This window comes from Streptomyces sp. NPDC050658 (assembly GCF_044457025.1).
Taxonomy (GTDB): domain Bacteria; phylum Actinomycetota; class Actinomycetes; order Streptomycetales; family Streptomycetaceae; genus Streptomyces.
This window is the reverse complement of the sequence record NZ_JBITGM010000002.1, coordinates 14,423-38,336: the sequence shown is the minus strand read 5'-3', so window position 1 is coordinate 38,336 and position 23,914 is coordinate 14,423. Positions and strand designations below refer to the sequence as shown.

Below are 23,914 nucleotides of genomic sequence, written 5' to 3'. Positions count from 1 at the left end.
TCCCCCCCGCCTGGTGGCCGTCAGCGGACGTCCACCAGGCGGGCGAAGACGACGACATTCCCGTCGTAACCGTTCTGCTTGGAGAATCCGCCGCCGCAGGTGATGACGCGCAGTTCCGCGCCGCCCTTGTCGCTGTATACGCGGTCGCCGGGGAAATCGTTCTTCTCGAAGACCTCGATTCCGTAGATCTCGAATACGGCGGTCTTGCGGTCCCGGCGCAGGACCTCGACGTGATTTCCCTTCTTCAGCGAACCCAGGCCGTAGAAGACGGCGGGCCCCTGCTGGTTGTCGACATGGCCGACGACCACGGAGGTGCCCTTCTCGCCCGGCGCGACGGCGCCGGTGAACCAGCCGGCCAGGTTCGGGTCCTGCGGCGGCGGCGCGTCCACCCAGCCCTCCGCGTCCAGGCCCACCGGCATCACCGGCGCGTCCACACGAATTCCGTCGATCTTGATCCGGTCGGCCGGCGAGAACGTCAGCGGGGCGACGCGCGGCCGGGCGCCGTCGGGCGCGCGGTCCGCCGCGGCGGCCGATGCGGGCTGTGGCGGACCCACGTCGAATTCCCCTGAACCATTCCGGATCAGCGCGAGGCCGGTCAGCAGAACAAGCGCCATCACGCCCCAGGGCGCGCGCTTCTTCTGCCTTTCCTCCTCTTCGGCCGGCTGGGACGAAGACATTCTCTGATCCCCTCTCAACACGGCGTACGAGCCGCGTCCGTTGCGCATAGGAGCACGCTAAGCGCGGTGCGCGCGACGGGCGACAGAGCGGGCGCGAACGGGTGGCGGCCATATCGGGCGTGCGCCATCCGAGTCGCGGCCCCAAGTAATTTTCTGACGGTCCGTGACCTGCGGCAATATCAGCTTGTAAGGCCGCGCCCCGGCGTGTCGCTCACCAGGACGGCCGATTCCCGAAATGCGGCTCTGTGCACGGCATCTGAGGGTCTGTCTGGGAGGCGCTCTCGCCGATCGACCGGGGACGGTTTCCCCGGGGCGTCTTCCGCGGAGGATTCACATGCGTACTTCTCGTATGCGCACCACTCGTGCTCTGGCGGTCGCGGTCACGGCGGGTGCGGTCGTGGGGCTCGCCGCCCCGGTCGCGGCGGCCTGGGACGACCCGAAGAACATCGTGGCCATGCCCAGCGTGATCGCGAGGGGCGGGCATCTGACGGTGACCGTGGAGGGCAAGTCCTGCATGAGCCCCGGCAGCAAGATCACGTCGAACGCCTTCCCGGACGCGACGCTGACGCCGATGCCGGGCGGAACCTCGGCCAGCGCCACCGCGATCGTCCACCAGCACGCCACTCCGGGTGCGCACAACATCACCGCGCACTGCATGGGCAAGCCCCCGCTCACCAAGCCCGCGGCCTTCACCGTCATCCACGGCGGTGTCCGCGGCGGTCTCGGCGGCAGCTCCAGTGAGGGGGCGACCAGCACCGACATGGCCATCGGCGGCGGGCTCGTGGCCGCCGCGGTGATCGGGGGCGGAGTGTTCTGGATGCGGCGCCGCACGGAGAACGCGGGCCGCGGCGTCTGACCGTACGCGGTCTTCCGCCTTCCTGGCCGGCGCGTCCCCCTTCCGCGCCGGCCAGGCGGCGGTCCGCCTCAGGAGTTGCCGTCGCCCGTGCGGCGGCGCGTCCAGTAGTACGCGGTGCCGAGCGTCCCCACGATCAGCACGCCGCCCAGCGCGATCTCATGCAGGTCGAGACCGCCGAGGCTGCCGCCGACGCCGGCCTTCACGCCGTGATGGACCGGGGCGGTGGGATGCACCGTCGGGTGCGAGGTGGGGCGGCCCGTGGCGATCGTGAGGTCCGTCGTCCCCTTCTCGCCCTTGCAGTCGAAGGTCACCTCGTACATGGCGCCCGGTTTGGCGTCCGGGAAGACCTGGGCGTTGACGGACTGCTGGCCCTTGGGGATATGGGCGTCGTCGAAGACGCCGGAGGTGACCGTGGTGTCGCCCTGGCAGCCGTCCACGCTGAGCGTGACCTGGCCGCCGGCGGCGATGGTCGAGGGGGTGACCCGGAAGCCGAACGACGTGATGTTGTTGCTCCCGCCGGGGTCGTCGGATATGGCCGCGGAAGCGGTGGGGGCGCCGAGGGCCAGGGCGGTGGCGGCGAGCACAGTGGCCGAGGCGACGCGTATCGCGCGCATGATGATTCCTCCGGTCCCCGAGGAGCAGCCGCGGACCTTCTTCCGCTTACACCTGAAATGCACCTCGATGCCCGAAACGCTAGGCAGGGAGCGGCGGGTCCGCGATCGGTGTCGCGCGAACGGGGCAATGCGGTGCGCCGGACAGGGGAACGGCGCGGGGTGTCGAGGGCGGGATGACGGCGTTTCAGGGGGCCGGGGGTGTAGGGCGCGGTGCCGCCTACTTCGGCGCCGCCCACACATGCGCGCCGCTGCCGCGCCACTCCACCAGGTGGGGGTCGTCCAGCGCCATGTCCGCGTCGCCCAGGCCCGAGCGGCGCAGGAACTCCACCAGGTCGCGGTCGTCATGGGCCACGCCCACCAGTTCGCCGCGCACGGTGATCCGGCGCCCGCCGTCGGGGGCGGGCGGGTGGACGACGATCGGTGTCTGCCAGGCCATGTCACCAGAGTGCGCCGCGCGGGCCCGCGGCGCAGCACGGTTTACGGCCGGTGCCGGCACGCCGGGCGACGGCACTTCCGTACGACTTCCCTTCTCCCGTGCGACCGCTGCCGCATCTCCCGTACGACTTCTGCCGAACGGCGGGGAGGTCTGCGCGGCGCGGCCGTGGCCGAACGGCCGGGACCTACGCTACGGACGATGACGATCGAGACTGTGGTGTTCGGTGTGGGGGAGACCCTCAAGAAAGACGACCGCTACTGGGCGTCCTGGGCGGACTGGCTCGGTGTGCCGCGACACACCGTCTCCGCGCTCGTCGGCAGCGTCGTCACCAGGGGCCGCGACCACGCGGACGCCCTGCGCCTGCTCAGCCCGGACATGGACGTCGCCGCCGCCTACCATGCCCGCGAGGCCGCGGGCCGCGGCGAGCACCTGGACGAGACCGACCTCTACCCCGATGTGCGCCCCGCGCTCGGCGGACTGCGGATACAGGGCATCCGCGTGATCGTGGCGGGCAATCAAAGCCCTCGTGCGGGCGAGCTCCTGCGCGACCTCGACCTGCCCGCCGACCTCGTCGTCACCTCGGAGGAGTGGGGCGTGGCGAAGCCGGACCCGTCGTTCTTCGCCCGCGTCGTCGAGGTCGCGCAGGCCGCGCCGGAGCGGACCGTGTACGTCGGTGACCACCCCGCGCACGACATCTACCCGGCGAAGGCGGCGGGCCTGCGCGCGGCGCACATCCGGCGCGGGCCCTGGGGCCACTGGTGGGCCGACGACCCGACCGTCGTCGACGCCGCGGACTGGCGGATCGACGACCTCACCCAGCTGGCCCCGGCCATCGGCGGCTCCCTCCAGGCCGTGTCGACCCGCTGAGTCGCATCATCGGCCTGAGTCGCATCATCGGCCTGAGCTGGCATCACCCCCCTAGGCCGTCGAGCAGTGCCTTCAAGGGATCCGCGCTGGCCGAGATGCCCCGGCTGTACGGGGCGTCGAAGTCCCAGATCAGGAAGAGCAGGAAGGCGAACAGGGCGGAGAAGAGCCCGGCGAGGATGAGTTCGCGCGGGGTGCGGCGGATCTGCAGGGCGAAGATCATGCCGATGGTGACCAGACCGCCGATGATCAGGCCGAACCAGACCACGCCGGGCATGGTCGCCCCCGCGCTGTCCGAACGGGCCCCGCGGGCCTCGTCCGCGGCGGCGACCTGGTCGACCAGCGGCTGATAGGCCTGCGCCTCGAAGTCGGACTTGGGTTCGTAGTCGGTCACGTCGTGCCGGACGCGGGCCAGCAACTTCTCCCCGCGGTCGGTGAGTTCACCGCGGTCGGCCATGGTGTTCCACTCCGTGGTGACCACATGGCTGACGTAGGCGTGGACGTCGCCGCGGATGCGGTCACGGACCTCGGGCGGGTAGATCCGCGACCGTTCGGACACTTCGTGCAGGGCCTGCGCCTCGGCCCGGACATGGTCCTCGGCGACGCCGCGGGCCTCCCAGACCCCGGCGATGGCGAGACCGAGCACGATCGCGTAGACCACACCGATCATCATCGTCATGTACTCGATGACGTCCGGAGTCTCCGATGCGTCGTAATCCGGACTGGTCCTGCGGTGCCGCAGCAGGGTGATGACGAGGACGACGGCGCACGCGGCCGCCATCGCGAGGGTGAGAACAAGCCATTCCGACATGGGGACCTCCGGCGGTCAGCGCGGCCGCAGCGCGGCGACGGCGAGCACCGCGGGCGCGGTGACGAGCAGGGTGAGCGAGACCAGGGACGGGCCGCTGCGGGGCGGCGTCTTGCGCGGCGCGGGGCGGTAGGAGGGGTAACTCACCGGGGACAGCGAGGCTTTGGGGCGGGCGGAGGGCGTGGGCTTCGGCTTCGGAGCGGGCTCGGCGGGCGGCGGTGGCGGCGGTGGTGGTGGCGGCTGCGGCGGAGGCGGCTCGACGCGTGGCGGAGGCGCCGGAGCGGGCGGCGGTGGAGGGGGCTGCGGAGGCGGCGGCGGTGGTTTCGGCTTGCGCGTGGGACCCGCCCTGCAGACCACTCCGTCACCCGCGACGGCCACGTTGTCGCCGCCCGGTCCCGAGCCGTCCTGGTCGATCGACGCATAGGCGCAGTCGTCGGCGGGCAGGGCCGCCGCGGTCGCCGGCGAACCGAGCAGCCAGGCGAGCACGAGCAGCGCGAGGACGCGTGTGACCAGGGCGGACATGCCCCGTGAGGATCCATACACGCCAGAGATCATGGGCAGCGTGTCCCGCTGCCACGCCGGTCGGACCCGATGATGACCCGAAGGTGCGTGTTCATGATCGCGGGGTTGACGCCCCTCGTCCCGGCGGCCCCCGCCGCCCCCGCGGCCCCGCTCCCCTCGCAAAGAATCTTGAGCCCCCGTTGAACGCGGCAGCCGCTGTGGCCCGTACCTAGGGCCATGCGTGACGCACCAAGGCGGCGCAACCACCGAACAGACAGCGGGAGTTACAGATGCTGCACCCAAGTGGGGGTTCCCCCAGGGCCTGGCGGAGCGCCTCGCTCGTAGCGACAGCTGCGGCCGTGCTGGCGCTGACGACGGCGTGCGGTCAGGAGAAGGGCGACCAGTCGCCGAACGGCCAGAACGTGGGCAACCAGGCCCCGGCCGAGGGCGGATACGGGGCCGGTGACGGGTACGGCGCGGACTCCGGCGACGCGAAGGAGGGGGCGGCGCAGGCCAAGGAGGCGGGTCAGCTCGCGGTCTGGGACAGCAAGAAGCTCGGCAAGGTCGTCACGGACAGCGAGGGCTTCACGCTCTACCGCTTCGACAAGGACACCGCCCAGCCGCCCAAGTCGAACTGCGACGGCGCCTGCGCCACCGCCTGGCCCGTCGTCTCCCCCAAGGGCGCGGTCGCCCCGCCCGGTGTGGACGCCTCCCTGATGGGCGAGGTCACCCGCTCCGACGGCAGCAAGCAGCTGACCATCGACGGCTGGCCGATGTACCGGTACGCCAAGGACACCAAGCCCGGCGACGCCAAGGGGCAGGGAGTGAAGGGCACTTGGTTCGCCGCGGCCCCCGACGGCAAGAAGGCCTCGGCGGACGCGGAACCGGCCCCCTCCGAGACCGAACCCGCCGACCTGGCAGGTCTTTCGACGCGCAATGACCCCAAGCTCGGCGAGATCGTCGTCGACAAGAACGGCATGACGGTCTACCGCTTCACCAAGGACTCGGCCTGGCCGATGAAGTCCGCCTGCACCGGTGCGTGCCTGGAGAAATGGCCGGTCGTGGCGCCGGTCGAGAAGAACGACACCAAGGGAATCCTCAAGAAGGGATTCGTCGTCTTCGACCGGCCCGACGGACAGCGCCAGCAGACCATCGACTGCTGGCCGCTCTACACCTTCGCCGGCGACAAGAAGCCTGGCGACACCAACGGCCAGGGTGTGGGCGGGACTTGGTACGCCGCGGGACCGGACGGAAAGCCCGTCGGCGCACCGCCGAAGTAGGACGCCGCGGCAGGGCGGCGGCCTCCGGCCGGGAAAGGGGGTCAGTCAGCAGGAGAGCGCGTACGGTCAGCCGGTCCGTTCCTTTCCCTCGGGGGGAGGGAACGGACCGGTTCTTTGGGTTGAAATTCGGCACTTGCCGCAGGCAGTGACCGAGAACGGACGACCAATTTCCGTTTTGACTCGCTCCATTGGCGGACGATCAGTAGCCTCACTTCGAACACCGGCTCGCCTCTACGCCTTGGAGTCTTGATGGAGCGTCCCGCCTGGGCCCCGCAGGGCATCGACATCACGATGCCCAGCGTGTCCCGCATCTACGACTACTACCTGGGCGGTTCGCACAATTTCGAGGTCGACCGGGACGCGGCCCGCCGGGCGATGGAGTTCATGCCGGGGCTGCCGAAGATCATGCAGGCGAATCGTGCCTTCATGCGCCGAGCAGTGCGTTTCGCCGTCGACGAGGGCATCACCCAGTTCCTGGACATCGGCTCGGGCATCCCCACCTTCGGCAATGTCCACGAGGTCGCGCAGCAGGCCGATCCCCAGGCGCGGGTCGTCTACGTCGACCACGACCCCGTCGCCGTCGCGCACAGCAGGGCCGTGCTCGAGGGCAACGACCGCGCGGGCATCGTCGCCGCGGATCTGCGCAAACCGCAGGACATTCTGGTCAGTTCGGAAGTGACCGGACTCCTGGACCTGGACCGCCCGGTGGCGCTTCTGCTCGTCGCCGTCCTGCACTTCGTCGAGGACGCGTACGATCCCTACACCGCGGTCTGTGAACTGCGGGACGCGCTCGCGCCCGGCAGCGTGATCGTGCTCACTCACGCCTCGTACGAAGGGATGCCGATCCCCGCCGAACAGGCCGGACAGACGGTCGGCGTATACAAGGACATCCGCAACCCACTGATCATGCGTTCGCGCGACGAGATCGCGCGGTTCTTCGAGGGATACGACATGGTGGAACCCGGCCTCGTGCCGATGCCGCGCTGGCGGCCCGAGACCGCGCCCGAGGAGGAGGATCCCTATGCCTTCTCCGGGTTCGCCGGCGTGGGGCGCAGGGCATGAGCGGGGAAGCGGACGGCCCCGAGGACAGAGTGCGCCGCTTCGCGACCATCTGGAGCCGGGCGATCTTCCCGGTGACGGCCACGTCGCTGACGCGGACCGAGTTCGAGCAGCAACTGGTGCCGCTCGCCCGGCGGTTGCGTGACGCCCTCCTGGAGCGGGTCTTCGACTCGGCCGAGGGACAGGCGGTCGGCGCGGCGCTGATCGGCACGCACTGCACCGACCCGGAGGCGCTCAGCCGCACGCTGGACTGCGTGGACGCCTATCTGGTCCTCTACTGCGGCGAGGACGGCCCCCAGGAGGAGCTGCGCGCCCGCTCGGCCCGGCTGCAGCACGCCGTCGCCGCGGGCTTCGCGGCCGCGCTGCGGGAGCGCACCCTCTCCGAGCAGGAGGCGATATCCCGGGCGGCCCTCAACGCCCGCAGTGTGGTCGCCGAGGCGCTGCACGCGAGCGAGGCCCGCTTCCGCGCGGTCTTCCACGGTGCGGCGATCGGCATCGGCATCGCCGACCTCACGGGCACAGTCCTCGAGGTGAACGACGCCCTCATCCGGATGTTCGGCGGCCTGGAGAACCAGCTGCGCGGACGCAATGTGGCGGAGTGGACGCACCCCGACGACTCCCCGCACGTATGGAAGCTCTACGAAGAGCTGGTGCGCGGCGAGCGCGAGCACTACCGCGTGGAGAAGGCCTTCTACCGCCCCGACGGCACTGTCCTGTGGACCAATCTGACGGTGTCGCTGCTGCGTGACGCGGACGGAGTGCCGCAGTACCAGCTGGCGTTGATGGAGGACACCACCGAGCGCCGGCTGCTGAATCTGCGGCTGCGCTACGAGGCGACGCACGACGCGCTCACCGGGCTGCCGAACCGGACGCTGTTCTTCGAGCGCCTGGAGAAGGCCCTCGCGGCGGGCGAGGGCGCCCGTTTCGGGCTCTGCTATCTGGACCTCGACGGATTCAAGACCGTCAACGACAGCCTCGGCCACGCGGCGGGCGACCGGCTCCTCGTCGAGGTCGCGGACCGGCTGCAGGCCTGCGCCACGGCGCCCGGCGAGATGGTCGCCCGGCTCGGCGGCGACGAGTTCGTGGCGCTGACCACGGGCCGCGACACGGAGGCCGAGGTCGACGAGCTCGCGGGCCGCATCATGCACGCGCTCTCCACGCCGATCCGCGTCGAGGGCCGCGAGCTGACCGTGCGCGGCAGCATCGGCATCGTCGAGGGCCCGGCCGGTGAGCGGGGCGCGGCGGAGGTGCTGCGCAGCGCGGACATCACGATGTACCGCGCGAAGTCGGCCGGCGGCAACCGCTTCGAGCTCGCCGACCCCGAGGCCGACGCCCGCGCGATCACCCGGCACGGCCTGACCACCGCACTGCCGGTCGCCCTGGAGCGCGGCGAGTTCTTCATCGAGTACCAGCCGCTGGTGCATCTCGGCGACGGCAGTGTGCGGGGCGCCGAGGCGCTCGTACGGTGGCTGCATCCGCAGCACGGCATCATCGGCCCCGACCGGTTCATCCCGCTCGCCGAACACACCGGCCTGATCGTGCCGCTCGGCCGCTGGGTCCTGGAGGAGTCGGTCCGCCAGGCCCGCACCTGGGAGGCGCGAACCTCCGAGGGGGCAGCCGCGGGCCCGCTGCGGGTGAACGTGAACCTGTCGCCCATGCAGCTGACCCACCCCGGCCTGGTCTCGGACACCGTGGAGATCCTGGAGCGCGCCGGGCTCGAACCGGGCGCGCTCTGCCTGGAGGTGACCGAGTCCGCGCTGATCGGCGCCGACGACGACCTGCTCAAGCCGCTGCGGCGGCTCGCCGAGATGGGCGTGGACATCGCGCTCGACGACTTCGGCACGGGCTACTCCAACCTGGCCAATCTGCGCCGCCTGCCGGTGAGCATCCTCAAGCTCGACCGTTCCTTCACGCAGGGGATGCAGCACTTCCCGGCCGACCCCGTCGACCTGAAGATCGTCGAGGGCATCGTCGCGCTCGCCCACAGCCTGGATCTGGCGGTCACCGTCGAGGGCGTCGAGACGGGCGCACAGGCGGACCAGCTGCGCGAGCTGGGCTGCGACACGGCCCAGGGCTGGTACTACGCCCGTCCGGGCCCGCCGGACCGACTCCACGAACTGGCCCTCGCGGACGCGACGAGCTGAGGCCGCGTGGTGATCCCTTGGGTGTACGCCTTCGTCGACCGGCCCGCTGACCGGTTCGGCAGGGCGTGTGCGTTCTGGACGGCGGTCACCGGAACGCGGCTGTCCGCGTTCCGCGGCGACGACGAGCAGTTCGTGACGCTGCTGCCGTCGTCGGGCGACGCGTACGTGAAGGCGCAGGCGGTCGGCGGCGGCCCCGGCGGCGCGCATCTCGACTTCGCCGTGGACGACATGGCGGCCGGCGCCCGCGAGGCCCGTGCGCTCGGCGCCGCTCCGGTCTTCGCGGAGGAGGGCCTGGAGGTCCTGCGCTCGCCGGGCGGGCAGTTGTTCTGCCTCGTGCCGTGGCAGGGCGAGCGGGAGCGCCCCGCGCCGCCGATCGCACCGGACGGGACCACGAGCCGCCTCGATCAGGTGTGCCTCGATGTGCCGCCGGGGCTGTGGGAGGCGGAGGCGGCTTTCTGGCCCGCCTTCACGGGGTGGTCGTCGCGCGCGGGTTCGCGCCCGGAGTTCCACCTCGTCGAACCGCCCGCGAGCCTGCCGATCCGGATCCTGCTGCAACGCCTCGACTCGGAGGGGCCGCCCGGAGCACACCTGGACTTTTCCTGTTCGGACCTTGAGGCGGACCGCGTCCGACACGAGAGCCACGGCGCGGAGACGGTGTCACGGGGCCCGCACTGGATCGTGATGCGGGACCCGGCGGGCGGAACGTACTGCCTGACGATCAGGAACCCCGATACGGGCAGGCTTCGGGCCCCGTAAGACGGGCCCCGAAGGGGCGCGGGGAACTGCGCGACCAGCCCCCACTGACCCGCAGATTCACCATCACGCCCCCGTTCACCGTTCCAAGAGCATCCGCTGCAACTCCCGCGCGGCCCGCGGCGGCGCCACATCGCTGCGGTGCGCCAGCGCGATCGTGCGGTGCAGCGTCGGCCGTGCCAGCGGCGTCATCCGCAGGCCCCGCCCGGCGCGCTCGGCCACCATGCGCGGGACGACCGCGACCCCGAGCCCGGCCTGCACGAAACCGAGAACCGCGTCCATCTCGCCGCCCTCGACGGCGAAGTCCGGCTCGAAGCCCTCGGCGCGGCAGGCCGCCACCGTCAGCTCCCGCAGGTCGTAGCCGTGCCGGAACATCACCAGGCGCTGGCGCTCCAGATCCGCGACCCGCACCGTCTTGCCGAGCCCCGGCGCGTCCGGCGACGACACCACGACGAGGTCCTCGCGCAGCAGCTCCACGGTCGTCAGGGCGGGGGACGGGCTGGGCAGCGGAAGGACGACGACGGCCAGGTCGAGGGCGCCGCGGGCCAGTTCGCGTACGAGGTCGTGGGAGCCGCCCTCCTCCAGGAGGAGCTGGATGCCCGGGTGCAGATCGTGAAAGGCCCGCAGCACCTCCGGAAGCAGGCCCGTGCAGACGCTGGGCGTAGCCCCCAGCCGGATCCGGCCGCGCCGCAGCTGGGCCAGCTCCTGCACCTCGATCCGCGCGGTGTCGGCGTCCGCGAGAATCCGCCGGGCCAGCGGCAGCAGCGCCTCGCCCGCGTCGGTCAGCGCGATGTTCCCCCGCGCCCTGCTGAACAGCTCCGCGCCGAGTTCCTTCTCCAGGGCGCGGACCTGCTGGGAGAGGGACGGCTGGGAGACGTGCACCTGCTCGGCGGCCCGGGTGAAGTGTCTGGTCTCGGCCACCGCGACGAAGTACAGAAGCTGCTGGAATTGCATACACAGCAGGGTACGGCCGATGATAGCCAACCGCTATCGAGATGAGCTGATCCATCTCTTGGACCGATCGGGACCTTCGGCCTTAGCGTCGGTGACATGGCTCTGGCAACGCGGACGGACCGACGACCGTCCATGACGCGCACGATCTGGGACTCATCCGTAGGCAAGAAGACGGTGATGGCGGTGAGCGGCCTGATCATGCTGCTCTACCTGGTCGCGCACATGATCGGCAACCTGAAGATCTTCTTCGGCCCCGAGGAGATCAACCACTACGCCCACTGGCTGCGCACGGTCGGCGAGCCCTTCATGCACTACGAGTGGACGCTCTGGCTGATCCGCGTGGTGCTCGTCGTCGCCGTGGTCGCGCACGCCACCTCCGCGTACCAGCTGAGCCGCCGCGACATCAAGGCGCGCCCGACGAAGTACGTCAACAAGAAGGCCGGCACGAGCTTCGCGACCCGCACCATGCGCTGGGGCGGCATCATCCTCGGCCTCTTCATCGTCTGGCACATCCTCGACCTGACGACCGGCACCGTGCACCCGGGCGGCTACGAGCACCTGCACCCGTACCAGAACATCATCGACACCTTCTCCACGTGGTACGGCAACGTCATCTACATCGTCGCCGTGGTCGCCCTCGGCTTCCACGTCCGGCACGGGCTCTGGAGCGCCGCGCAGACCCTCGGAGCGGGCAAGGCGACCCGTGACCGTGTCCTCAAGATCATCGCCAATGGCCTCGCGCTGTTCCTGACGGCGGGCTTCGTCGTCGTACCCGTGGCCGTCATGACCGGAGTGGTGAGCTGATGAACTCGTACGCCGAATACGCGACCGGCGAGCCGGTCGTCGACACCAAGGCCCCCGAGGGGCCGGTCGCCGAGCGCTGGGACACCCGCCGCTTCGAGGCGAAGCTGGTCAACCCGGCCAACCGCCGCAAGCACACCGTGATCGTCGTCGGCACCGGCCTCGCGGGCGGCTCCGCCGGCGCCACGCTGGCCGAACAGGGCTACCACGTCGTCCAGTTCTGCTACCAGGACTCCCCGCGCCGCGCCCACTCCATCGCCGCGCAGGGCGGCATCAACGCCGCGAAGAACTACCGCAACGACGGCGACTCCGTACACCGCCTCTTCTACGACACCGTCAAGGGCGGCGACTTCCGCGCCCGCGAGTCCAATGTGCACCGCCTCGCGCAGATCTCCGTCGAGATCATCGACCAGTGCGTCGCGCAGGGCGTGCCCTTCGCCCGCGAGTACGGCGGACTGCTCGACACCCGCTCCTTCGGCGGCGTACAGGTGTCGCGGACGTTCTACGCCCGCGGCCAGACGGGGCAGCAGCTCCTCCTCGGCGCGTACCAGGCACTCAGCCGCCAGATCGCCGCGGGGAACGTCGAGATGCATCCGCGTACCGAGATGCTCGACGTGATCGTCGTCGACGGACGGGCCCGCGGCATCGTCGCCCGCGACCTGATCAGCGGCAAGATCGAGACGTACTTCGCCGACGCGGTGGTCCTCGCCTCCGGCGGCTACGGCAACGTCTTCTACCTGTCGACGAACGCCATGAACTCCAACGCCACCGCGGTGTGGCGAGCACACCGGCGCGGCGCCTACTTCGCCAACCCGTGCTTCACCCAGATCCACCCCACCTGCATCCCGCGCACCGGCGACCACCAGTCCAAGCTCACGCTGATGAGTGAGTCGCTGCGCAACGACGGCCGGATCTGGGTCCCCAAGGCCAAGGGCGACGACCGCCCCGCCGACAAGATCCCCGAGGACGAGCGCGACTACTACCTGGAGCGCATCTACCCGTCCTTCGGCAACCTCGTGCCCCGCGACATCGCGTCGCGCGCCGCCAAGAACGTCTGCGACGAGGGCAGGGGAGTGGGCCCCGGCGGACAGGGCGTCTACCTCGACTTCGCCGATGCCATCCAGCGCATGGGCAAGAAGAAGGTCGAGGAGAAGTACGGCAACCTCTTCGACATGTACGCGCGGATCACCGCGGAGAACCCGTACGAGACGCCGATGCGGATCTACCCCGCCGTGCACTACACGATGGGCGGACTCTGGGTCGACTACGACCTGCAGACCACCATTCCCGGCCTGTTCGCGGTCGGCGAGGCCAACTTCTCCGACCACGGCGCGAACCGCCTCGGCGCCTCCGCCCTGATGCAGGGCCTGGCCGACGGCTACTTCGTCCTGCCGTCGACGATCAACGACTACCTCGCCCGCAATCCGCACCACGACGAGGTGACGGCCGAACACCCCGTCGTACGCGAGGTGATGGGCGAGACCGAGGACCGCATCACCAGGCTCCTCGCCGTCGACGGCGACCGCACGCCCGACTCCTTCCACCGTGAACTCGGCGAGCTCATGTGGGAGTTCTGCGGAATGGCACGTACGGAGACGGGCCTGCGCAAGGCACTTGAGCGCATCCCGCAGATCCGCGAGGAGTTCTGGCGCCGGATCAAGGTGCCCGGCACCGGCGAGGAGTTCAACCAGTCCCTGGAGAAGGCGAACCGCATCGTCGACTACCTGGAGCTGGCCGAGCTGATGTGCCTCGACGCCCTGCACCGCGCCGAGTCCTGCGGCGGTCACTTCCGCGAGGAGTCGCAGACCCCGGACGGCGAGGCGGCCCGCCGCGACGAGGAGTTCTCCTACGCCGCCGCCTGGGAGTTCACCGCCACCGGCGATGCCCCCGTCCTTCATAAAGAAGACCTCGTCTTCGAGTACGTCCACCCCACTCAGCGGAGCTACGCATGAAGCTCACCCTGCGCGTCTGGCGCCAGCAGAACGCCGACGCCGAAGGCGCCATGTCCACGTATGAAGTGGACGGCATCTCCTCCGACATGTCCTTCCTGGAGATGCTCGACACCCTCAACGAAGAGCTCATCGTCAAGGGCGACGACCCCGTCGCCTTCGACCACGACTGCCGCGAGGGCATCTGCGGCGCGTGCTCGCTCGTCATCAACGGCGACGCGCACGGCCCGGAGCGCACCACCACCTGCCAGCTGCACATGCGGTCCTTCAAGGACGGCGACACCATCGACATCGAGCCGTGGCGCGCCGCGGCCTTCCCGGTCGTCAAGGACCTGGTGGTGGACCGCTCGTCCTTCGACCGCATCATCCAGTCCGGCGGCTACATCAGCGCCCCGACCGGAGCGGCCCCCGAGGCACACGCCGCGCCCGTCCCGAAGCCGGACGCGGACTTCGCCTTCGAGCACGCGGAGTGCATCGGGTGCGGCGCCTGTGTCGCCGCCTGCCCCAACGGCTCGGCGATGCTCTTCACCTCCGCGAAGGTGAATCACCTCAATGTCCTTCCGCAGGGTGCTCCCGAGCGGGAGACGCGGGTCCTTGACATGGTGGCGCAGATGGATGAAGAGGGCTTCGGCGGCTGCACGTTGACCGGCGAATGTGCCACCGCCTGCCCGAAGGGGATTCCGTTGCCGTCCATCTCGGCTATGAACAAGGAATGGCTGCGGGCGACTCGGAAGGTCGGCCGGTAGTCACCCTGGAGGGGCCGGTGGAGACCCGCGGGTCCGATTGGGCTTGTCGCGCGGTTCCCCGCGCCCCTACGGGGCGCGTACCTTCTCCGCATGTATCCGGGAGCGTACGACCCCGCCAGAACGGCCGTCGTCACCGCCGACGGCACACGGACCCTCACCTACGGACAACTCGAAGAACGCTCCCTGCGGCTCGCGGATCATCTGCGGGCCGCGGGCTTGCGCCGGGGCGACCACTTCGCCCTGCTCTGCGACAACGATCCGCGCGCCCTGGAGGTCTACTGGGCGGCCCTGCGCTCCGGCCTCTATCTCACCGCCGTCAACCACCACCTCACGGCGGGCGAGGCCGCGTACATCGTCCGGGACTGCGGTGCCAAGGCGCTGATCGTCTCCGGCTCGCTCGCCGAACTGGGCGCGACCGTCCTGGAGCTGGCCGCCGGGCCGCCGATCGTGCTCGGCCTCGACGACGGGACGTACGAGAAGGCGCTCGAGGCCGCGTCCGCCGTGCCGCCCGCGCACCAGCCGCGCGGCACCGACATGCTCTACTCCTCCGGGACCACCGGACGCCCCAAGGGCATCAAGCCCGCACTGCCCGAGGGCGACGTGCGCGAGGAGCCCAGTACGTACGTCGTCGTCTTCCAGACGATGTACGGCTTCGGCGAGGACACCGTCTATCTGAGCCCCGCACCGATCTACCACGCGGCGCCCCTGCGCTTCTGCGGCGTCGTCACCGCGCTCGGCGGCACGGTCGTCCTGATGGACGCCTTCGACGCCGAGGGCGCGCTCGCCGCCGTGGAGCGGCACCGGATCACGCACAGCCAGTGGGTGCCGACGATGTTCGTCCGCATGCTGAAGCTGCCCGCCGAGGTGCGCGAGCGGTACGACCTGTCGTCGATGCGCACCGCCATCCACGCGGCAGCGCCCTGCCCCGTCGAGGTCAAGCGGCGGATGCTGGAGTGGTGGGGGCCGGTCCTGTACGAGTACTACTCGTCGACCGAGGGCAACGGCATCACGTTCATCTCGCCGGAGGAGTGGCTGCGCAAGCCTGGTTCCGTCGGCCAGGACGGGCTGCTCGGCGGGCTGCGGATCTGCGACGACGCGGGCCGGGAGCTGCCGGTCGGCGAGACCGGGATCGTCTACTTCGAGCGGGAGGAACTGCCGTTCCGCTACCACAACGACACCGACCGCACCCGCGAGGCCCAGCACCCCGAGCATCCCAACTGGACCACCACCGGCGACATCGGCCATGTGGACGAGGACGGCTACCTCTTCCTCACCGACCGCAAGGCGTTCATGATCATCTCGGGTGGTGTGAACGTTTACCCGCAGGAGGCCGAGGACTGTCTCGTCCTGCACCCCGCGGTCGCCGACGTCGCGGTCGTCGGGGTGCCGGACCCGGAGATGGGCGAGGCCGTCAAGGCGGTCGTGCAGCCGGCCGACGGGACGGCGCCCGGACCCGAACTGGAGCGGGAGCTGCTGGAGTTCGTCCGCGAACGCATCGCCCACTACAAGGCGCCGCGCTCGGTGGACTTCACCGACACGCTGCCCCGTACGCCCACCGGAAAGCTCGCGAAGTCCCGGCTGCGGAAGTCGTATTGGCCGTGAGGAGCGGCCGTAAGCAGCGGAAGCAAGCAGCGGCCGTGAGGAGGTGACCATCACCGGCGGCGTCGTGCGCGCGGCCCGACCGGCCTTCCCGCCGCACGGGTGATCTACTGGGCCCAGAGGCACGGGGGACCGTTCGTCCGACCGCAGCAGGAGGTACGCAGCATGCTCGTCGATCTCTCCGGCAAGACCGCTCTCGTCACCGGCTCCACCCAGGGCATCGGCGCCGCCATCGCGGCCGGCCTCGCCCGCGCCGGTGCGCGGGTGGCGGTCAACGGACGGTCCGCGGAGTCCGTCGACAAGGCCGTGGGACGGCTGAGGGAGGAGCACGGCGGCGCCGAGTTCCTCCCGGCTCCCGGCGACATCTCCACCGACGACGGCGCCCGTCAGGTGTTCACCGCCGTGCCCCATGCGGACATCCTCGTCAACAACCTCGGCATCTTCGGCGCCGCACCGGCCCTCGACATCGACGACGCCGAATGGCGCCGCTACTTCGAGGTGAACGTCCTGACCGCCGTACGGATGATCCGCCACTATCTGCCGGGGATGACGGACCGCTCCTGGGGGCGGATCCAGAACATCGCCAGCGACTCCGCGTTCGTCACGCCCGAGGAGATGATCCACTACGGCATGTCGAAGACGGCTCTCCTCGCCGTGTCCCGCGGCTTCGCCAAGGAAGCCGCGGGCACGGGCGTGACGGTGAACTCCGTGATCGCGGGCCCCACCCACACCGGAGGGGTGGAGGACTTCGTCTACGAACTCGTCGACCCCGCCCTGCCCTGGGACGTGGCCCAGCGGGAGTTCATGCGCGAGCACCGCCCGCAGTCCCTCATCCAGCGGCTGATCGAGCCGGAGGAGATCGCCCACATGGTCGTCTACCTCAGCTCGCCGCTGGCCTCCGCGACGACGGGCGGCGCACTGCGGGTGGACGGCGGCTACGTGGACTCGATCGCCCCGTAGCCCTCACCTGCGCAGCGGCCCCGGGCGGCCTAGTCGTTGGTGGTCACATGGACGTAGTCGACGACCAGCTGCTGCGGGAACGTCGTGCTGCCGTCCGGGTCGCCCGGCCAGTAGCCGCCCACCGCCAGGTTCAGGATCAGGAAGAACGGCTTGTCGAAGACCCACTGCTTGCCGCCCAGGTCCGCCGGGGTGCGGGTCTGGTAGACGTTGCCGTCGACGGACCAGGTGACCTTGTTCGGCGACCAGTCCACCGCGAAGGTGTGGAACTTGTCCGCGAACGCCTCGCCGCCGGGCAGCGTATAGCCCGCGCCGATGCCGCCGGAGCCGGAGTAACCCGGGCCGTGCAGGGTTCCGTGGACCGTGCTCGGCTCGAAGCCCACGTTCTCCATCACGTCGATCTCGCCGCTCTGCGGCCACCCCACGTCACCGATGTCGGCGCCCAGCATCCAGAACGCGGGCCACATGCCCTGACCGCGCGGCACCTTCATCCGGGCCTCGACATGGCCGTACGTCTGGGTGAACTTGCCCGCGGTGTTCAGCCGGGCCGATGTGTACTCACACGTTCCGTACCAGCACTGGTAGTTGCCGGGATTCTCCTTGCGGGCCGTGATGACCAGGTTGCCCTGGCCGTCGAGTGCCGCGTTGTTGTTGCCCGACGTGTAGTACTGCCGCTCGTGGTTGTTGACGTTGTCGCCGGTCTCGATCTGCCACTTGGAGCCGTCGACCGCCGACCCGGCGGGGCCGTCGAAGTCGTCGGTGAACGTGGCGGCCGCGGTGGTCGTCGTGGCCGAGGCGGCGGGTTCGGCCGACGCGCCGGACGGCATCGCGGTCAGGGCGGCGGCACCGCAGACGAGAGCGGCCGCGAGGGCCGTGCGGCGGCGGGTGGATGTACGCACTGTCATCACTTCGCTTCGCGTGGGGGGTGGTGCGGGGCGATGGGGCATGGCCCATGGGGAGCGATGGAGCGTGGCCTGTGGGGAACCGATGGAGCACGGCGTATGGGGAACCAAAGTGGCATGGGCATGCCAAACCAGTGTCGAGAACTGAACGCGGCGGGCGATCCCTCGCCCTGCTTTGTTCAGTACTTGATTTAAGGCACGCCCCGAGACGCCGTCAAGGAGTTGGTGCGGACCAACCTGCCGAGCCGGGCGTCAACTCCCGCGCCAGATAAGGCGCCGTACGGCTCCCCGCGGCCTCGGCCACCGCCGCCGGCGGCCCGCACGCGACGATCCTGCCGCCCTCGTCACCGCCGCCGGGGCCCAGGTCGATCACCCAGTCCGCGCCCGCCACCACCGCCATGTCGTGCTCGACCACCACCACCGAGTGACCCGAGTCGACCAGCCCGTGCAGCTGCCGCATCAGGACCTCGACGTCCGCCGGGTGCAGCCCGGTCGTCGGCTCGTCCAGGAGGTACAGCGTGTGACCGCGCCGCACCCGCTGCAACTCCCCGGCCAGCTTGATGCGTTGGGCCTCGCCGCCGGACAGCTCGGTGGCGGGCTGGCCGAGCCGCAGATAGCCGAGCCCCACGTCGAGCAGCGTCCGCAGGCTGCGGGCGGCGGCCGGGGTGTCGGCGAAGAACTCGGCGGCGGCCTCGACGGTGAGGTCGAGCACCTCCGCGATGTTCCTTCCCCGGTACGTCACTTGGAGTGTCTCGGGGTTGTAGCGCGCGCCCGCGCAGTCGGGGCACGGGGCGTAGGTGCTGGGCAGGAAGAGCAGCTCCACGCTCACGAAGCCCTCGCCCTGGCAGGTCTCGCACCGCCCGCCCGCCACGTTGAACGAGAACCGCCCGACGCCGAAGCCCCGCTCGCGCGCCGCGTCCGTCGCCGCGAAGACCTTGCGCACGACGTCGAAGAGGCCGGTGTAGGTGGCGAGGTTGGAGCGGGGCGTGCGGCCGATCGGTTTCTGGTCGACGGACACAAGGCGTCCCACGCCGTCCAGCTCCTCGGAGATCTCGCCGATGAGCGTGGACTTTCCCGAGCCGGAGACGCCGGTGACGGCGGTGAAGGTGCCGAGCGGGAACTCGGCCGTGACGTCGCGCAGATTGTGCCGGGTGACCGGTCCGACCTTCAGCCGGCCGCGCGGGGCACGCACCTCACGTACCGGAGCAGGCGCGCGGCCGAAGAGGAAGCGGGCCGTCGCGGATTCCGCGACGGACGCCAGCTCCGCCACCGGCCCGCTGTGCAGCACCTGCCCGCCGTGCTCACCCGCGTGCGGGCCCACGTCCACGAGCCAGTCCGCGTGGCGTACGACGTCGAGGTGGTGCTCCACGACGAACACCGAGTTCCCCGCGGCCTTGAGCCGGTCCAGGACGGTGAGCAGCGACTCCGTGTCCGCCGGATGCAGCCCTGCCGACGGCTCGTCCAGGACGTACACGACCCCGAAGAGCCCCGACCGCAGCTGGGTGGCGAGGCGCAGCCGCTGCAGCTCGCCCGTCGAGAGGGTGGGCGTCGCGCGGTCCGGGCTCACATAGCCGAGCCCCAGCTCGGTGATCGTGCCGATCCGGCCCAGCAGATCGGCGGTCAGGACCCGCGCCGCCTCCGAACCCGCCGCGCCCTCAAGACACTTGGCGAGTTCCGACAGCGGAAGCGCGGCCAGCTCGGCGATCGTGCGCCCCGCGAAGGTGACCGCGAGGGCCTCGGGCCGCAGCCTGCTGCCGCCGCACGCCGGGCAGTCGGCGCTCTCCAGGAACCGCTCGGCCTTGGTGCGCAGCGTCTGGCTCTTGGAGTCCGCGAACGTCTTCATGACATAGCGCCGGGCGCTCATGTACGTACCCTGATAAGGGCGTTGGATGCGGCCCGCGTCCCGCACCGGGTGCACGGTCACCACCGGCTGTTCGTCCGTGAACAGGATCCAGTCCCGGTCCCGCTGCGGCAGCTCCCGCCAGGGCCGGTCGACGTCGTGCCCGAGGGTGTCCAGGACGTCGCGCAGGTTCTTGCCCTGCCAGGCGCCGGGCCAGGCCGCGATCGCGCCCTCCCGGATCGACAGGGCCGGATCGGGGACGAGCAGCTCCTCGGTCGTCCGGTGCACCCGGCCGAGCCCGTGGCACTGAGGGCAGGCTCCGGCGGCCGTGTTCGGCGAGAAGGCGTCCGAGTCGAGCCGCTCGGCGCCCTCGGGATAGTCGCCGGCCCGCGAGAAGAGCATGCGCAGCGAGTTCGAGAGGTTGGTGACCGTGCCGACGGACGACCGGGACGTGGGCGCCGCGCGCCGCTGCTGGAGCGAGACGGCGGGCGGCAGCCCGGTGATCTCCCCGACGGCCGGCGCGCCCACCTGGTGGATCAGCCTTCGCGCGTACGGGGCGACCGACTCGAAGTAGCGGCGCTGGGCCTCCGCGTAGACCGTCCCGAAGGCGAGCGACGACTTCCCCGAGCCGGAGACGCCGGTGAAGACCGCGAGCACGTCACGCGGAATGTCGACGTCGACGTTCCGCAGGTTGTGCTCACGGGCACCCCGCACGCGTACGTACGGATCGTGGGGGCTGTGCATGGGGCGGACTCCGTACGCGGCTCGGGGGCAAACCCCACGATTCTAGGTCGCGGTCAGACCCGCGACCCGGGCGAGCCGCCGGTAGGAGTCGATCAGGCCCTCCCGGTCGTACGTACTCGTCGTGAGCAGCACCTCCTGTGCGCCACTCGCCTTGAGCAGCGTCTCCAGCTCGTCGGCGACCTGCTCCTCCGTGCCGTGGATGTGCCCTTCGAGCCCGGAGGCGTAGAAGCCGCGCTCCTTCTCGGTCATCGTCATCGCCGGTGACTCGATCCGCGCGGCCGGGGGCAGCGGCGGGAACGTGCCGTGGGTGCGTGAGTACGCCATCGACCAGGCCTCCGGGATCAGCAGACGGCGGGCCTCCTCGGGCGTGCCGGCCACCGCGATCGTGCCCGAGACGACGACGTACGGCTCGCTGGACCACTCCGACGGCCGGAAGGACGCGCGGTAGTGGTCGATGCCGCGGAGCATCTTCTCGCGGCTCCGGAGATCCCCGATGACCATCGGGAGCCCGGCCTCGGCCGCGATGGTGGCGCCCTCGCCGATGGCGAGGACGAACGGCGGGACGGTGAGGCCCTCGGCGGGCCGCGCGCGCACTCCCGTGTCCGAGGTGCCGCGGAACCAGCCGAGCAGCTCGGCGAGCTGTGCCGCGAAGTCCCCGGCGTCGTGCTTGTCCCTGCCCAGCGCCTTGCGCACCCCGTCGGTGAACCCGACCGAGCGGCCGAGCCCCATGTCGATCCGGCCGGGGAAGAGTGATTCGAGCACCCCGAACTGCTCGGCGACGACGAGCGGTTGATGGTTCGGCAGCATCACACCGCCCGTGCCGACCCGAATGCTCCGGGTCGCCGCGGCGACGGCCGAGGCCAGCACGGTGGGCGCGGATCCGGCGACCCCCGGCACACCGTGGTGCTCGGACACCCAGAAACGGTGGTAGCCCAGCGCCTCGACCTCCCGGGCGAGCCGCACGGTGTCACGCAGGGCCTCGGGCCCGTCGTGCCCCTCACGGGTGCGGGAACGGTCGAGTACGGAGAACCGGGTTGATTCGATCACTGAGCTCACGCAAGGTTCAACGCCTGGGCGCCGCCAGGATTCCCGCGCGGCCGGGTGGGCTCCCGTGGCATTGCCTACGCTGGGCCCGTGACGGAAGACAGCAGGCCACTGGCCGTATTCGACCTGGACGGCACCCTCGCGGACACGGCGCACCGGCAGCGCTTCCTGGAGCGCAAGCCGCGGGACTGGGCCGCCTTCTTCGCCGCGGCGCCGGACGATCCGCCGCTGGAGCGGGGCGTGGCGCTGGCCCTGGAGAGCGCCGAGGAGTGCGCGGTCGTCTATCTGACGGGCAGGCCCGAGCGGTGCCGCGAGGACACCGTGGCGTGGCTCGCGGCACAGGGGCTGCCCCAGGGGCGGATCTGGATGCGGCGCAACGACGACCGGCGGCCCGCGCGCCGCACCAAGCTGGAGATCCTCCGGAAGATCGCCCGGACGCGGGAGGTCCGGATGCTCGTGGACGACGACGAGCTGGTGTGCGACGAGGCCGAGCGCGCTGGCTTCAAGGTCGTCCGGGCACGCTGGGCGAGCACGTCCGCCGCGCTCAAGGACGCCCAGGAGCGGGAAGGGCGGACGTGATCTGCCGCAGGCGGTCAGGCGCTGTCGCCGTCCTCCAGACGGAATCCGACCTTCAGGCCGACCTGGTAGTGCTCGATCTGCCCGTTCTCGATGTGGCCGCGCACCTGGGTGACCTCGAACCAGTCCAGTGAGCGCAGCGTCTGCGAGGCGCGCGCGATGCCGTTGCGGATCGCCTGGTCGACGCCCTCGTGCGAGGTTCCGACGATCTCGGTGACCCGGTAGGTGTGGTTGGACATCAGAGGGTTCCTCTCCTCCGTGCGGTGGTGTCACGGCACTGCGGTGACGTCACTCCACCGTGCCCCACCACGCGGCGGTGCGCGAGGCGGTGGGCGAGGGCAGGGCGTCCGAGGGCACGGTTCCGGGCGCCTGATCGACGTACCGGATCACTGCTTTCCTCTTGACCCGCCCATTGGTACAGACCAAAATCCAGCCGTACCCGTTCGAGCCATGCGCTCACCCCCACGTCGGGCCGACCTTCCCCTGTCCGCAGGAAGAAAGTGACCCACGTGAGACCGCTCCGCCATGCCGTCGCGCCCCTGTCCCTCGTCCTCGCCGTCACCGCGCTGCTCCCCGGATGCGGGGTGCTGCCGGGCGGTGCGCAGGAGAAGCGGACGGTCACCGTGTGGCTGATGAAGGACAGCGCGTCGGCAGGCTTCATCAAGCGGTTCACCGCGGACTTCGAGGAGCGGCACGCCGACATCGACCTGGAGATACGCATCCAGGAGTGGACCGGCATCGGCGACAAGGTCAAGGCCGCGCTGAAGGCGGAGGACGGTCCCGACGTCATCGAGGTCGGCAATACGCAGGTCGCCCAGTACGTCGATGAGGGCGGCCTCTACGACCTCACCCTGGAGAGCGCGCGCGACCTCGGGATGAAGGACTGGCTGCCGGGTCTCGCCGAGCCGGGGCGGTACAACGGCAGTCAGTACGGGGTGCCCTGGTACGCGGCCAACCGTGTCGTCATCTACAACAAGGACCTCTTCGCGCGGGCCGGCATCAAGGAACCCCCGAAGACGCGGGAGCAGTGGCTCGCCGACACGGAGCGGCTCAACTCCGGGGGAAATCAGGGCATCTACCTCGCGGGCCAGGACTGGTACACCCTGTCCGGCTTCATCTGGGACGAGGGCGGCGACCTCGCCGAGGAGTCGAACGGCGTCTGGAAGGGCGGCCTGCACTCGCCCGCGGCACTGCGCGGCATGGAGTTCTACCGGCGGCTCCAGGCGCTGGGGTCGGGCCCCCGTGACGCGGACGAGGAGCATCCGCCGCAGGCCGGGGTGTTCGCGGGCGGTGACGTGGCGCAGATCGTCGCCGTGCCGGGCACGGCGCGGGCGATCGAGGCGAAGAACCCCGAGCTGAAGGGGAAACTCGGCTACTTCCCCATCCCCGGGAAGACGGCGGCGAAGCCGGGGGCCGTCTTCACCGGCGGCTCCGATCTCGTCGTGCGGGGGCGCACGGACGACCGCAAGGGTGCGGTCGCCGTGATCGAGGCGCTGGCGGGCCGGAAGTGGCAGACGGAGCTGGCCCGGACGATGAACTACGTCCCGAACAAGACGACCCTCGCCTCGGTCGTCTCCGGGGAGGAGGGGGTTGCCGCGATGGCGGCGGGCGCGGCGCGGGGTCGCGCGACCCCGGCCTCCCCGGAGTGGGCCGCCGTGGAGGCGGACAACCCCATCAAGGCGTACATGTCCAAGGTGCTCGGCGGGGGTGATCCGGCGGCGGAGGCCCGGAAGGCCTCGCGCCGGATCACCGCAGAGCTGGACGTGAGCGGGCCGTGAGCGGGCCGTGAGGGGGCCGCTCAGCCGCCGGA

At 70.7% G+C, this 23,914-nt stretch carries 23 protein-coding genes; 13 read left to right on the top strand and 10 right to left on the bottom strand.

Annotated features, from left to right (window positions below; genetic code table 11):
• Positions 1-20: 20 nt before the first annotated feature.
• Positions 21-677, bottom strand: coding sequence for a class F sortase (locus tag ACIBKX_RS07170; RefSeq protein WP_363270891.1), 657 nt, complete (start codon positions 675-677; stop codon positions 21-23).
• A 349-nt stretch (positions 678-1,026) separates the two neighbouring features.
• On the opposite strand from ACIBKX_RS07170, the gene ACIBKX_RS07165 reads away from it, so the two are divergent.
• On the top strand, positions 1,027-1,533 hold the full coding sequence (locus ACIBKX_RS07165) for a hypothetical protein (RefSeq protein ID WP_363270890.1): 507 nt from the start codon (positions 1,027-1,029) through the stop codon (positions 1,531-1,533).
• Between the two features lie 68 nt (positions 1,534-1,601).
• Here ACIBKX_RS07165 and ACIBKX_RS07160 read toward each other — a convergent pair whose 3' ends face one another.
• Entirely contained in the window at positions 1,602-2,147 is a 546-nt protein-coding gene (locus ACIBKX_RS07160; RefSeq protein WP_363270889.1) for a hypothetical protein, read from the bottom strand.
• A 217-nt stretch (positions 2,148-2,364) separates the two neighbouring features.
• Positions 2,365-2,583 carry a hypothetical protein gene (locus ACIBKX_RS07155; protein ID WP_363270888.1) on the bottom strand — a complete coding sequence of 73 codons (219 nt, stop codon included), beginning with the start codon at positions 2,581-2,583 and terminating at the stop codon, positions 2,365-2,367.
• Between the two features lie 198 nt (positions 2,584-2,781).
• Here ACIBKX_RS07155 and ACIBKX_RS07150 point away from each other — a divergent pair, with 198 nt between their 5' ends.
• A complete protein-coding gene (locus ACIBKX_RS07150; RefSeq protein ID WP_363270887.1) occupies positions 2,782-3,450 on the top strand; it encodes an HAD family hydrolase in 669 nt (222 codons plus the stop codon).
• Positions 3,451-3,493: 43 nt separating this feature from the next.
• Here the strand turns inward: ACIBKX_RS07150 and ACIBKX_RS07145 are convergent, their stop codons facing one another.
• Positions 3,494-4,258: a hypothetical protein gene (locus ACIBKX_RS07145; protein ID WP_363270886.1), complete on the bottom strand. Its 765-nt coding sequence runs from the start codon at positions 4,256-4,258 to the stop codon at positions 3,494-3,496.
• A 15-nt stretch (positions 4,259-4,273) separates the two neighbouring features.
• Positions 4,274-4,777, bottom strand: coding sequence for a hypothetical protein (locus ACIBKX_RS07140; RefSeq protein WP_363270885.1), 504 nt, complete (start codon positions 4,775-4,777; stop codon positions 4,274-4,276).
• 269 nt (positions 4,778-5,046) lie between these two features.
• Between ACIBKX_RS07140 and ACIBKX_RS07135 the strand changes: the two genes are divergently transcribed.
• From ACIBKX_RS07135 to ACIBKX_RS07120, 4 genes are all read left to right on the top strand, one after another.
• The gene (locus tag ACIBKX_RS07135) at positions 5,047-6,036 is read left to right on the top strand and encodes an SCO0930 family lipoprotein (RefSeq protein WP_363270884.1); all 990 of its coding nucleotides are present in this window, start codon (positions 5,047-5,049) and stop codon (positions 6,034-6,036) included.
• Between the two features lie 249 nt (positions 6,037-6,285).
• The gene (locus ACIBKX_RS07130) at positions 6,286-7,098 is read left to right on the top strand and encodes an SAM-dependent methyltransferase (RefSeq protein ID WP_363270883.1); all 813 of its coding nucleotides are present in this window, start codon (positions 6,286-6,288) and stop codon (positions 7,096-7,098) included.
• Entirely contained in the window at positions 7,095-9,239 is a 2,145-nt protein-coding gene (locus ACIBKX_RS07125; RefSeq protein ID WP_363270882.1) for an EAL domain-containing protein, read from the top strand. The genes ACIBKX_RS07130 and ACIBKX_RS07125 overlap by 4 nt, the downstream gene beginning before the upstream one ends.
• Before the next feature lie 6 nt (positions 9,240-9,245).
• On the top strand, positions 9,246-9,995 hold the full coding sequence (locus ACIBKX_RS07120; RefSeq protein ID WP_363270881.1) for a VOC family protein: 750 nt from the start codon (positions 9,246-9,248) through the stop codon (positions 9,993-9,995).
• A gap of 75 nt (positions 9,996-10,070) precedes the next feature.
• Here ACIBKX_RS07120 and ACIBKX_RS07115 read toward each other — a convergent pair whose 3' ends face one another.
• Entirely contained in the window at positions 10,071-10,946 is an 876-nt protein-coding gene (locus tag ACIBKX_RS07115; RefSeq protein ID WP_363270880.1) for a LysR family transcriptional regulator, read from the bottom strand.
• Between the two features lie 132 nt (positions 10,947-11,078).
• Here ACIBKX_RS07115 and ACIBKX_RS07110 point away from each other — a divergent pair, with 132 nt between their 5' ends.
• From ACIBKX_RS07110 to ACIBKX_RS07090, 5 genes are all read left to right on the top strand, one after another.
• Complete coding sequence (locus ACIBKX_RS07110) at positions 11,079-11,750, top strand: succinate dehydrogenase (protein ID WP_363271165.1); 672 nt, start codon at positions 11,079-11,081, stop codon at positions 11,748-11,750.
• Positions 11,750-13,699 carry a fumarate reductase/succinate dehydrogenase flavoprotein subunit gene (locus ACIBKX_RS07105; protein WP_363270879.1) on the top strand — a complete coding sequence of 650 codons (1,950 nt, stop codon included), beginning with the start codon at positions 11,750-11,752 and terminating at the stop codon, positions 13,697-13,699. Before ACIBKX_RS07110 ends, ACIBKX_RS07105 begins: the two co-directional genes overlap by 1 nt.
• Positions 13,696-14,442 carry a succinate dehydrogenase/fumarate reductase iron-sulfur subunit gene (locus tag ACIBKX_RS07100; RefSeq protein WP_363270878.1) on the top strand — a complete coding sequence of 249 codons (747 nt, stop codon included), beginning with the start codon at positions 13,696-13,698 and terminating at the stop codon, positions 14,440-14,442. The genes ACIBKX_RS07105 and ACIBKX_RS07100 overlap by 4 nt, the downstream gene beginning before the upstream one ends.
• Positions 14,443-14,532: 90 nt before the next feature.
• Positions 14,533-16,044 carry an acyl-CoA synthetase gene (locus tag ACIBKX_RS07095; RefSeq protein WP_363270877.1) on the top strand — a complete coding sequence of 504 codons (1,512 nt, stop codon included), beginning with the start codon at positions 14,533-14,535 and terminating at the stop codon, positions 16,042-16,044.
• A gap of 162 nt (positions 16,045-16,206) precedes the next feature.
• On the top strand, positions 16,207-17,001 hold the full coding sequence (locus tag ACIBKX_RS07090; RefSeq protein WP_363270876.1) for an SDR family oxidoreductase: 795 nt from the start codon (positions 16,207-16,209) through the stop codon (positions 16,999-17,001).
• A 29-nt stretch (positions 17,002-17,030) separates the two neighbouring features.
• On the opposite strand, the gene ACIBKX_RS07085 is transcribed toward ACIBKX_RS07090, so the two are convergent.
• The 3 genes from ACIBKX_RS07085 to ACIBKX_RS07075 form a co-directional block, all read right to left on the bottom strand.
• The gene (locus ACIBKX_RS07085; protein ID WP_363270875.1) at positions 17,031-17,903 is read right to left on the bottom strand and encodes a glycoside hydrolase family 16 protein; all 873 of its coding nucleotides are present in this window, start codon (positions 17,901-17,903) and stop codon (positions 17,031-17,033) included.
• 211 nt (positions 17,904-18,114) lie between these two features.
• The gene (locus tag ACIBKX_RS07080; protein WP_363270874.1) at positions 18,115-20,484 is read right to left on the bottom strand and encodes an excinuclease ABC subunit UvrA; all 2,370 of its coding nucleotides are present in this window, start codon (positions 20,482-20,484) and stop codon (positions 18,115-18,117) included.
• A gap of 42 nt (positions 20,485-20,526) precedes the next feature.
• Positions 20,527-21,540, bottom strand: coding sequence for an LLM class flavin-dependent oxidoreductase (locus ACIBKX_RS07075; RefSeq protein WP_363270873.1), 1,014 nt, complete (start codon positions 21,538-21,540; stop codon positions 20,527-20,529).
• 78 nt (positions 21,541-21,618) lie between these two features.
• On the opposite strand from ACIBKX_RS07075, the gene ACIBKX_RS07070 reads away from it, so the two are divergent.
• Entirely contained in the window at positions 21,619-22,107 is a 489-nt protein-coding gene (locus ACIBKX_RS07070) for a hypothetical protein (protein WP_363270872.1), read from the top strand.
• Positions 22,108-22,121: 14 nt separating this feature from the next.
• On the opposite strand, the gene ACIBKX_RS07065 is transcribed toward ACIBKX_RS07070, so the two are convergent.
• Positions 22,122-22,343 carry a dodecin gene (locus ACIBKX_RS07065; RefSeq protein ID WP_363270871.1) on the bottom strand — a complete coding sequence of 74 codons (222 nt, stop codon included), beginning with the start codon at positions 22,341-22,343 and terminating at the stop codon, positions 22,122-22,124.
• A 270-nt stretch (positions 22,344-22,613) separates the two neighbouring features.
• Here ACIBKX_RS07065 and ACIBKX_RS07060 point away from each other — a divergent pair, with 270 nt between their 5' ends.
• Positions 22,614-23,882 (top strand): extracellular solute-binding protein, encoded by a 1,269-nt coding sequence (locus ACIBKX_RS07060; RefSeq protein WP_399375674.1) that lies wholly within the window; start codon positions 22,614-22,616, stop codon positions 23,880-23,882.
• The last annotated feature ends 32 nt before the right edge of the window (positions 23,883-23,914 follow it).

Bases quoted from the DNA above. Each gene is read 5' to 3' on its own strand.
- ACIBKX_RS07170 (WP_363270891.1), bottom strand. From the start codon at position 677: ATGTCTTCGTCCCAGCCGGCCGAAGAGGAGGAAAGGCAGAAGAAGCGC.
- ACIBKX_RS07165 (WP_363270890.1), top strand. From the start codon at position 1,027: ATGCGCACCACTCGTGCTCTGGCGGTCGCGGTCACGGCGGGTGCGGTC.
- ACIBKX_RS07160 (WP_363270889.1), bottom strand. From the start codon at position 2,147: ATGCGCGCGATACGCGTCGCCTCGGCCACTGTGCTCGCCGCCACCGCC.
- ACIBKX_RS07155 (WP_363270888.1), bottom strand. From the start codon at position 2,583: ATGGCCTGGCAGACACCGATCGTCGTCCACCCGCCCGCCCCCGACGGC.
- ACIBKX_RS07150 (WP_363270887.1), top strand. From the start codon at position 2,782: ATGACGATCGAGACTGTGGTGTTCGGTGTGGGGGAGACCCTCAAGAAA.
- ACIBKX_RS07145 (WP_363270886.1), bottom strand. From the start codon at position 4,258: ATGTCGGAATGGCTTGTTCTCACCCTCGCGATGGCGGCCGCGTGCGCC.
- ACIBKX_RS07140 (WP_363270885.1), bottom strand. From the start codon at position 4,777: ATGTCCGCCCTGGTCACACGCGTCCTCGCGCTGCTCGTGCTCGCCTGG.
- ACIBKX_RS07135 (WP_363270884.1), top strand. From the start codon at position 5,047: ATGCTGCACCCAAGTGGGGGTTCCCCCAGGGCCTGGCGGAGCGCCTCG.
- ACIBKX_RS07130 (WP_363270883.1), top strand. From the start codon at position 6,286: ATGGAGCGTCCCGCCTGGGCCCCGCAGGGCATCGACATCACGATGCCC.
- ACIBKX_RS07125 (WP_363270882.1), top strand. From the start codon at position 7,095: ATGAGCGGGGAAGCGGACGGCCCCGAGGACAGAGTGCGCCGCTTCGCG.
- ACIBKX_RS07115 (WP_363270880.1), bottom strand. From the start codon at position 10,946: ATGCAATTCCAGCAGCTTCTGTACTTCGTCGCGGTGGCCGAGACCAGA.
- ACIBKX_RS07110 (WP_363271165.1), top strand. From the start codon at position 11,079: ATGACGCGCACGATCTGGGACTCATCCGTAGGCAAGAAGACGGTGATG.
- ACIBKX_RS07105 (WP_363270879.1), top strand. From the start codon at position 11,750: ATGAACTCGTACGCCGAATACGCGACCGGCGAGCCGGTCGTCGACACC.
- ACIBKX_RS07100 (WP_363270878.1), top strand. From the start codon at position 13,696: ATGAAGCTCACCCTGCGCGTCTGGCGCCAGCAGAACGCCGACGCCGAA.
- ACIBKX_RS07095 (WP_363270877.1), top strand. From the start codon at position 14,533: ATGTATCCGGGAGCGTACGACCCCGCCAGAACGGCCGTCGTCACCGCC.
- ACIBKX_RS07090 (WP_363270876.1), top strand. From the start codon at position 16,207: ATGCTCGTCGATCTCTCCGGCAAGACCGCTCTCGTCACCGGCTCCACC.
- ACIBKX_RS07085 (WP_363270875.1), bottom strand. From the start codon at position 17,903: ATGACAGTGCGTACATCCACCCGCCGCCGCACGGCCCTCGCGGCCGCT.
- ACIBKX_RS07080 (WP_363270874.1), bottom strand. From the start codon at position 20,484: ATGCACAGCCCCCACGATCCGTACGTACGCGTGCGGGGTGCCCGTGAG.
- ACIBKX_RS07065 (WP_363270871.1), bottom strand. From the start codon at position 22,343: ATGTCCAACCACACCTACCGGGTCACCGAGATCGTCGGAACCTCGCAC.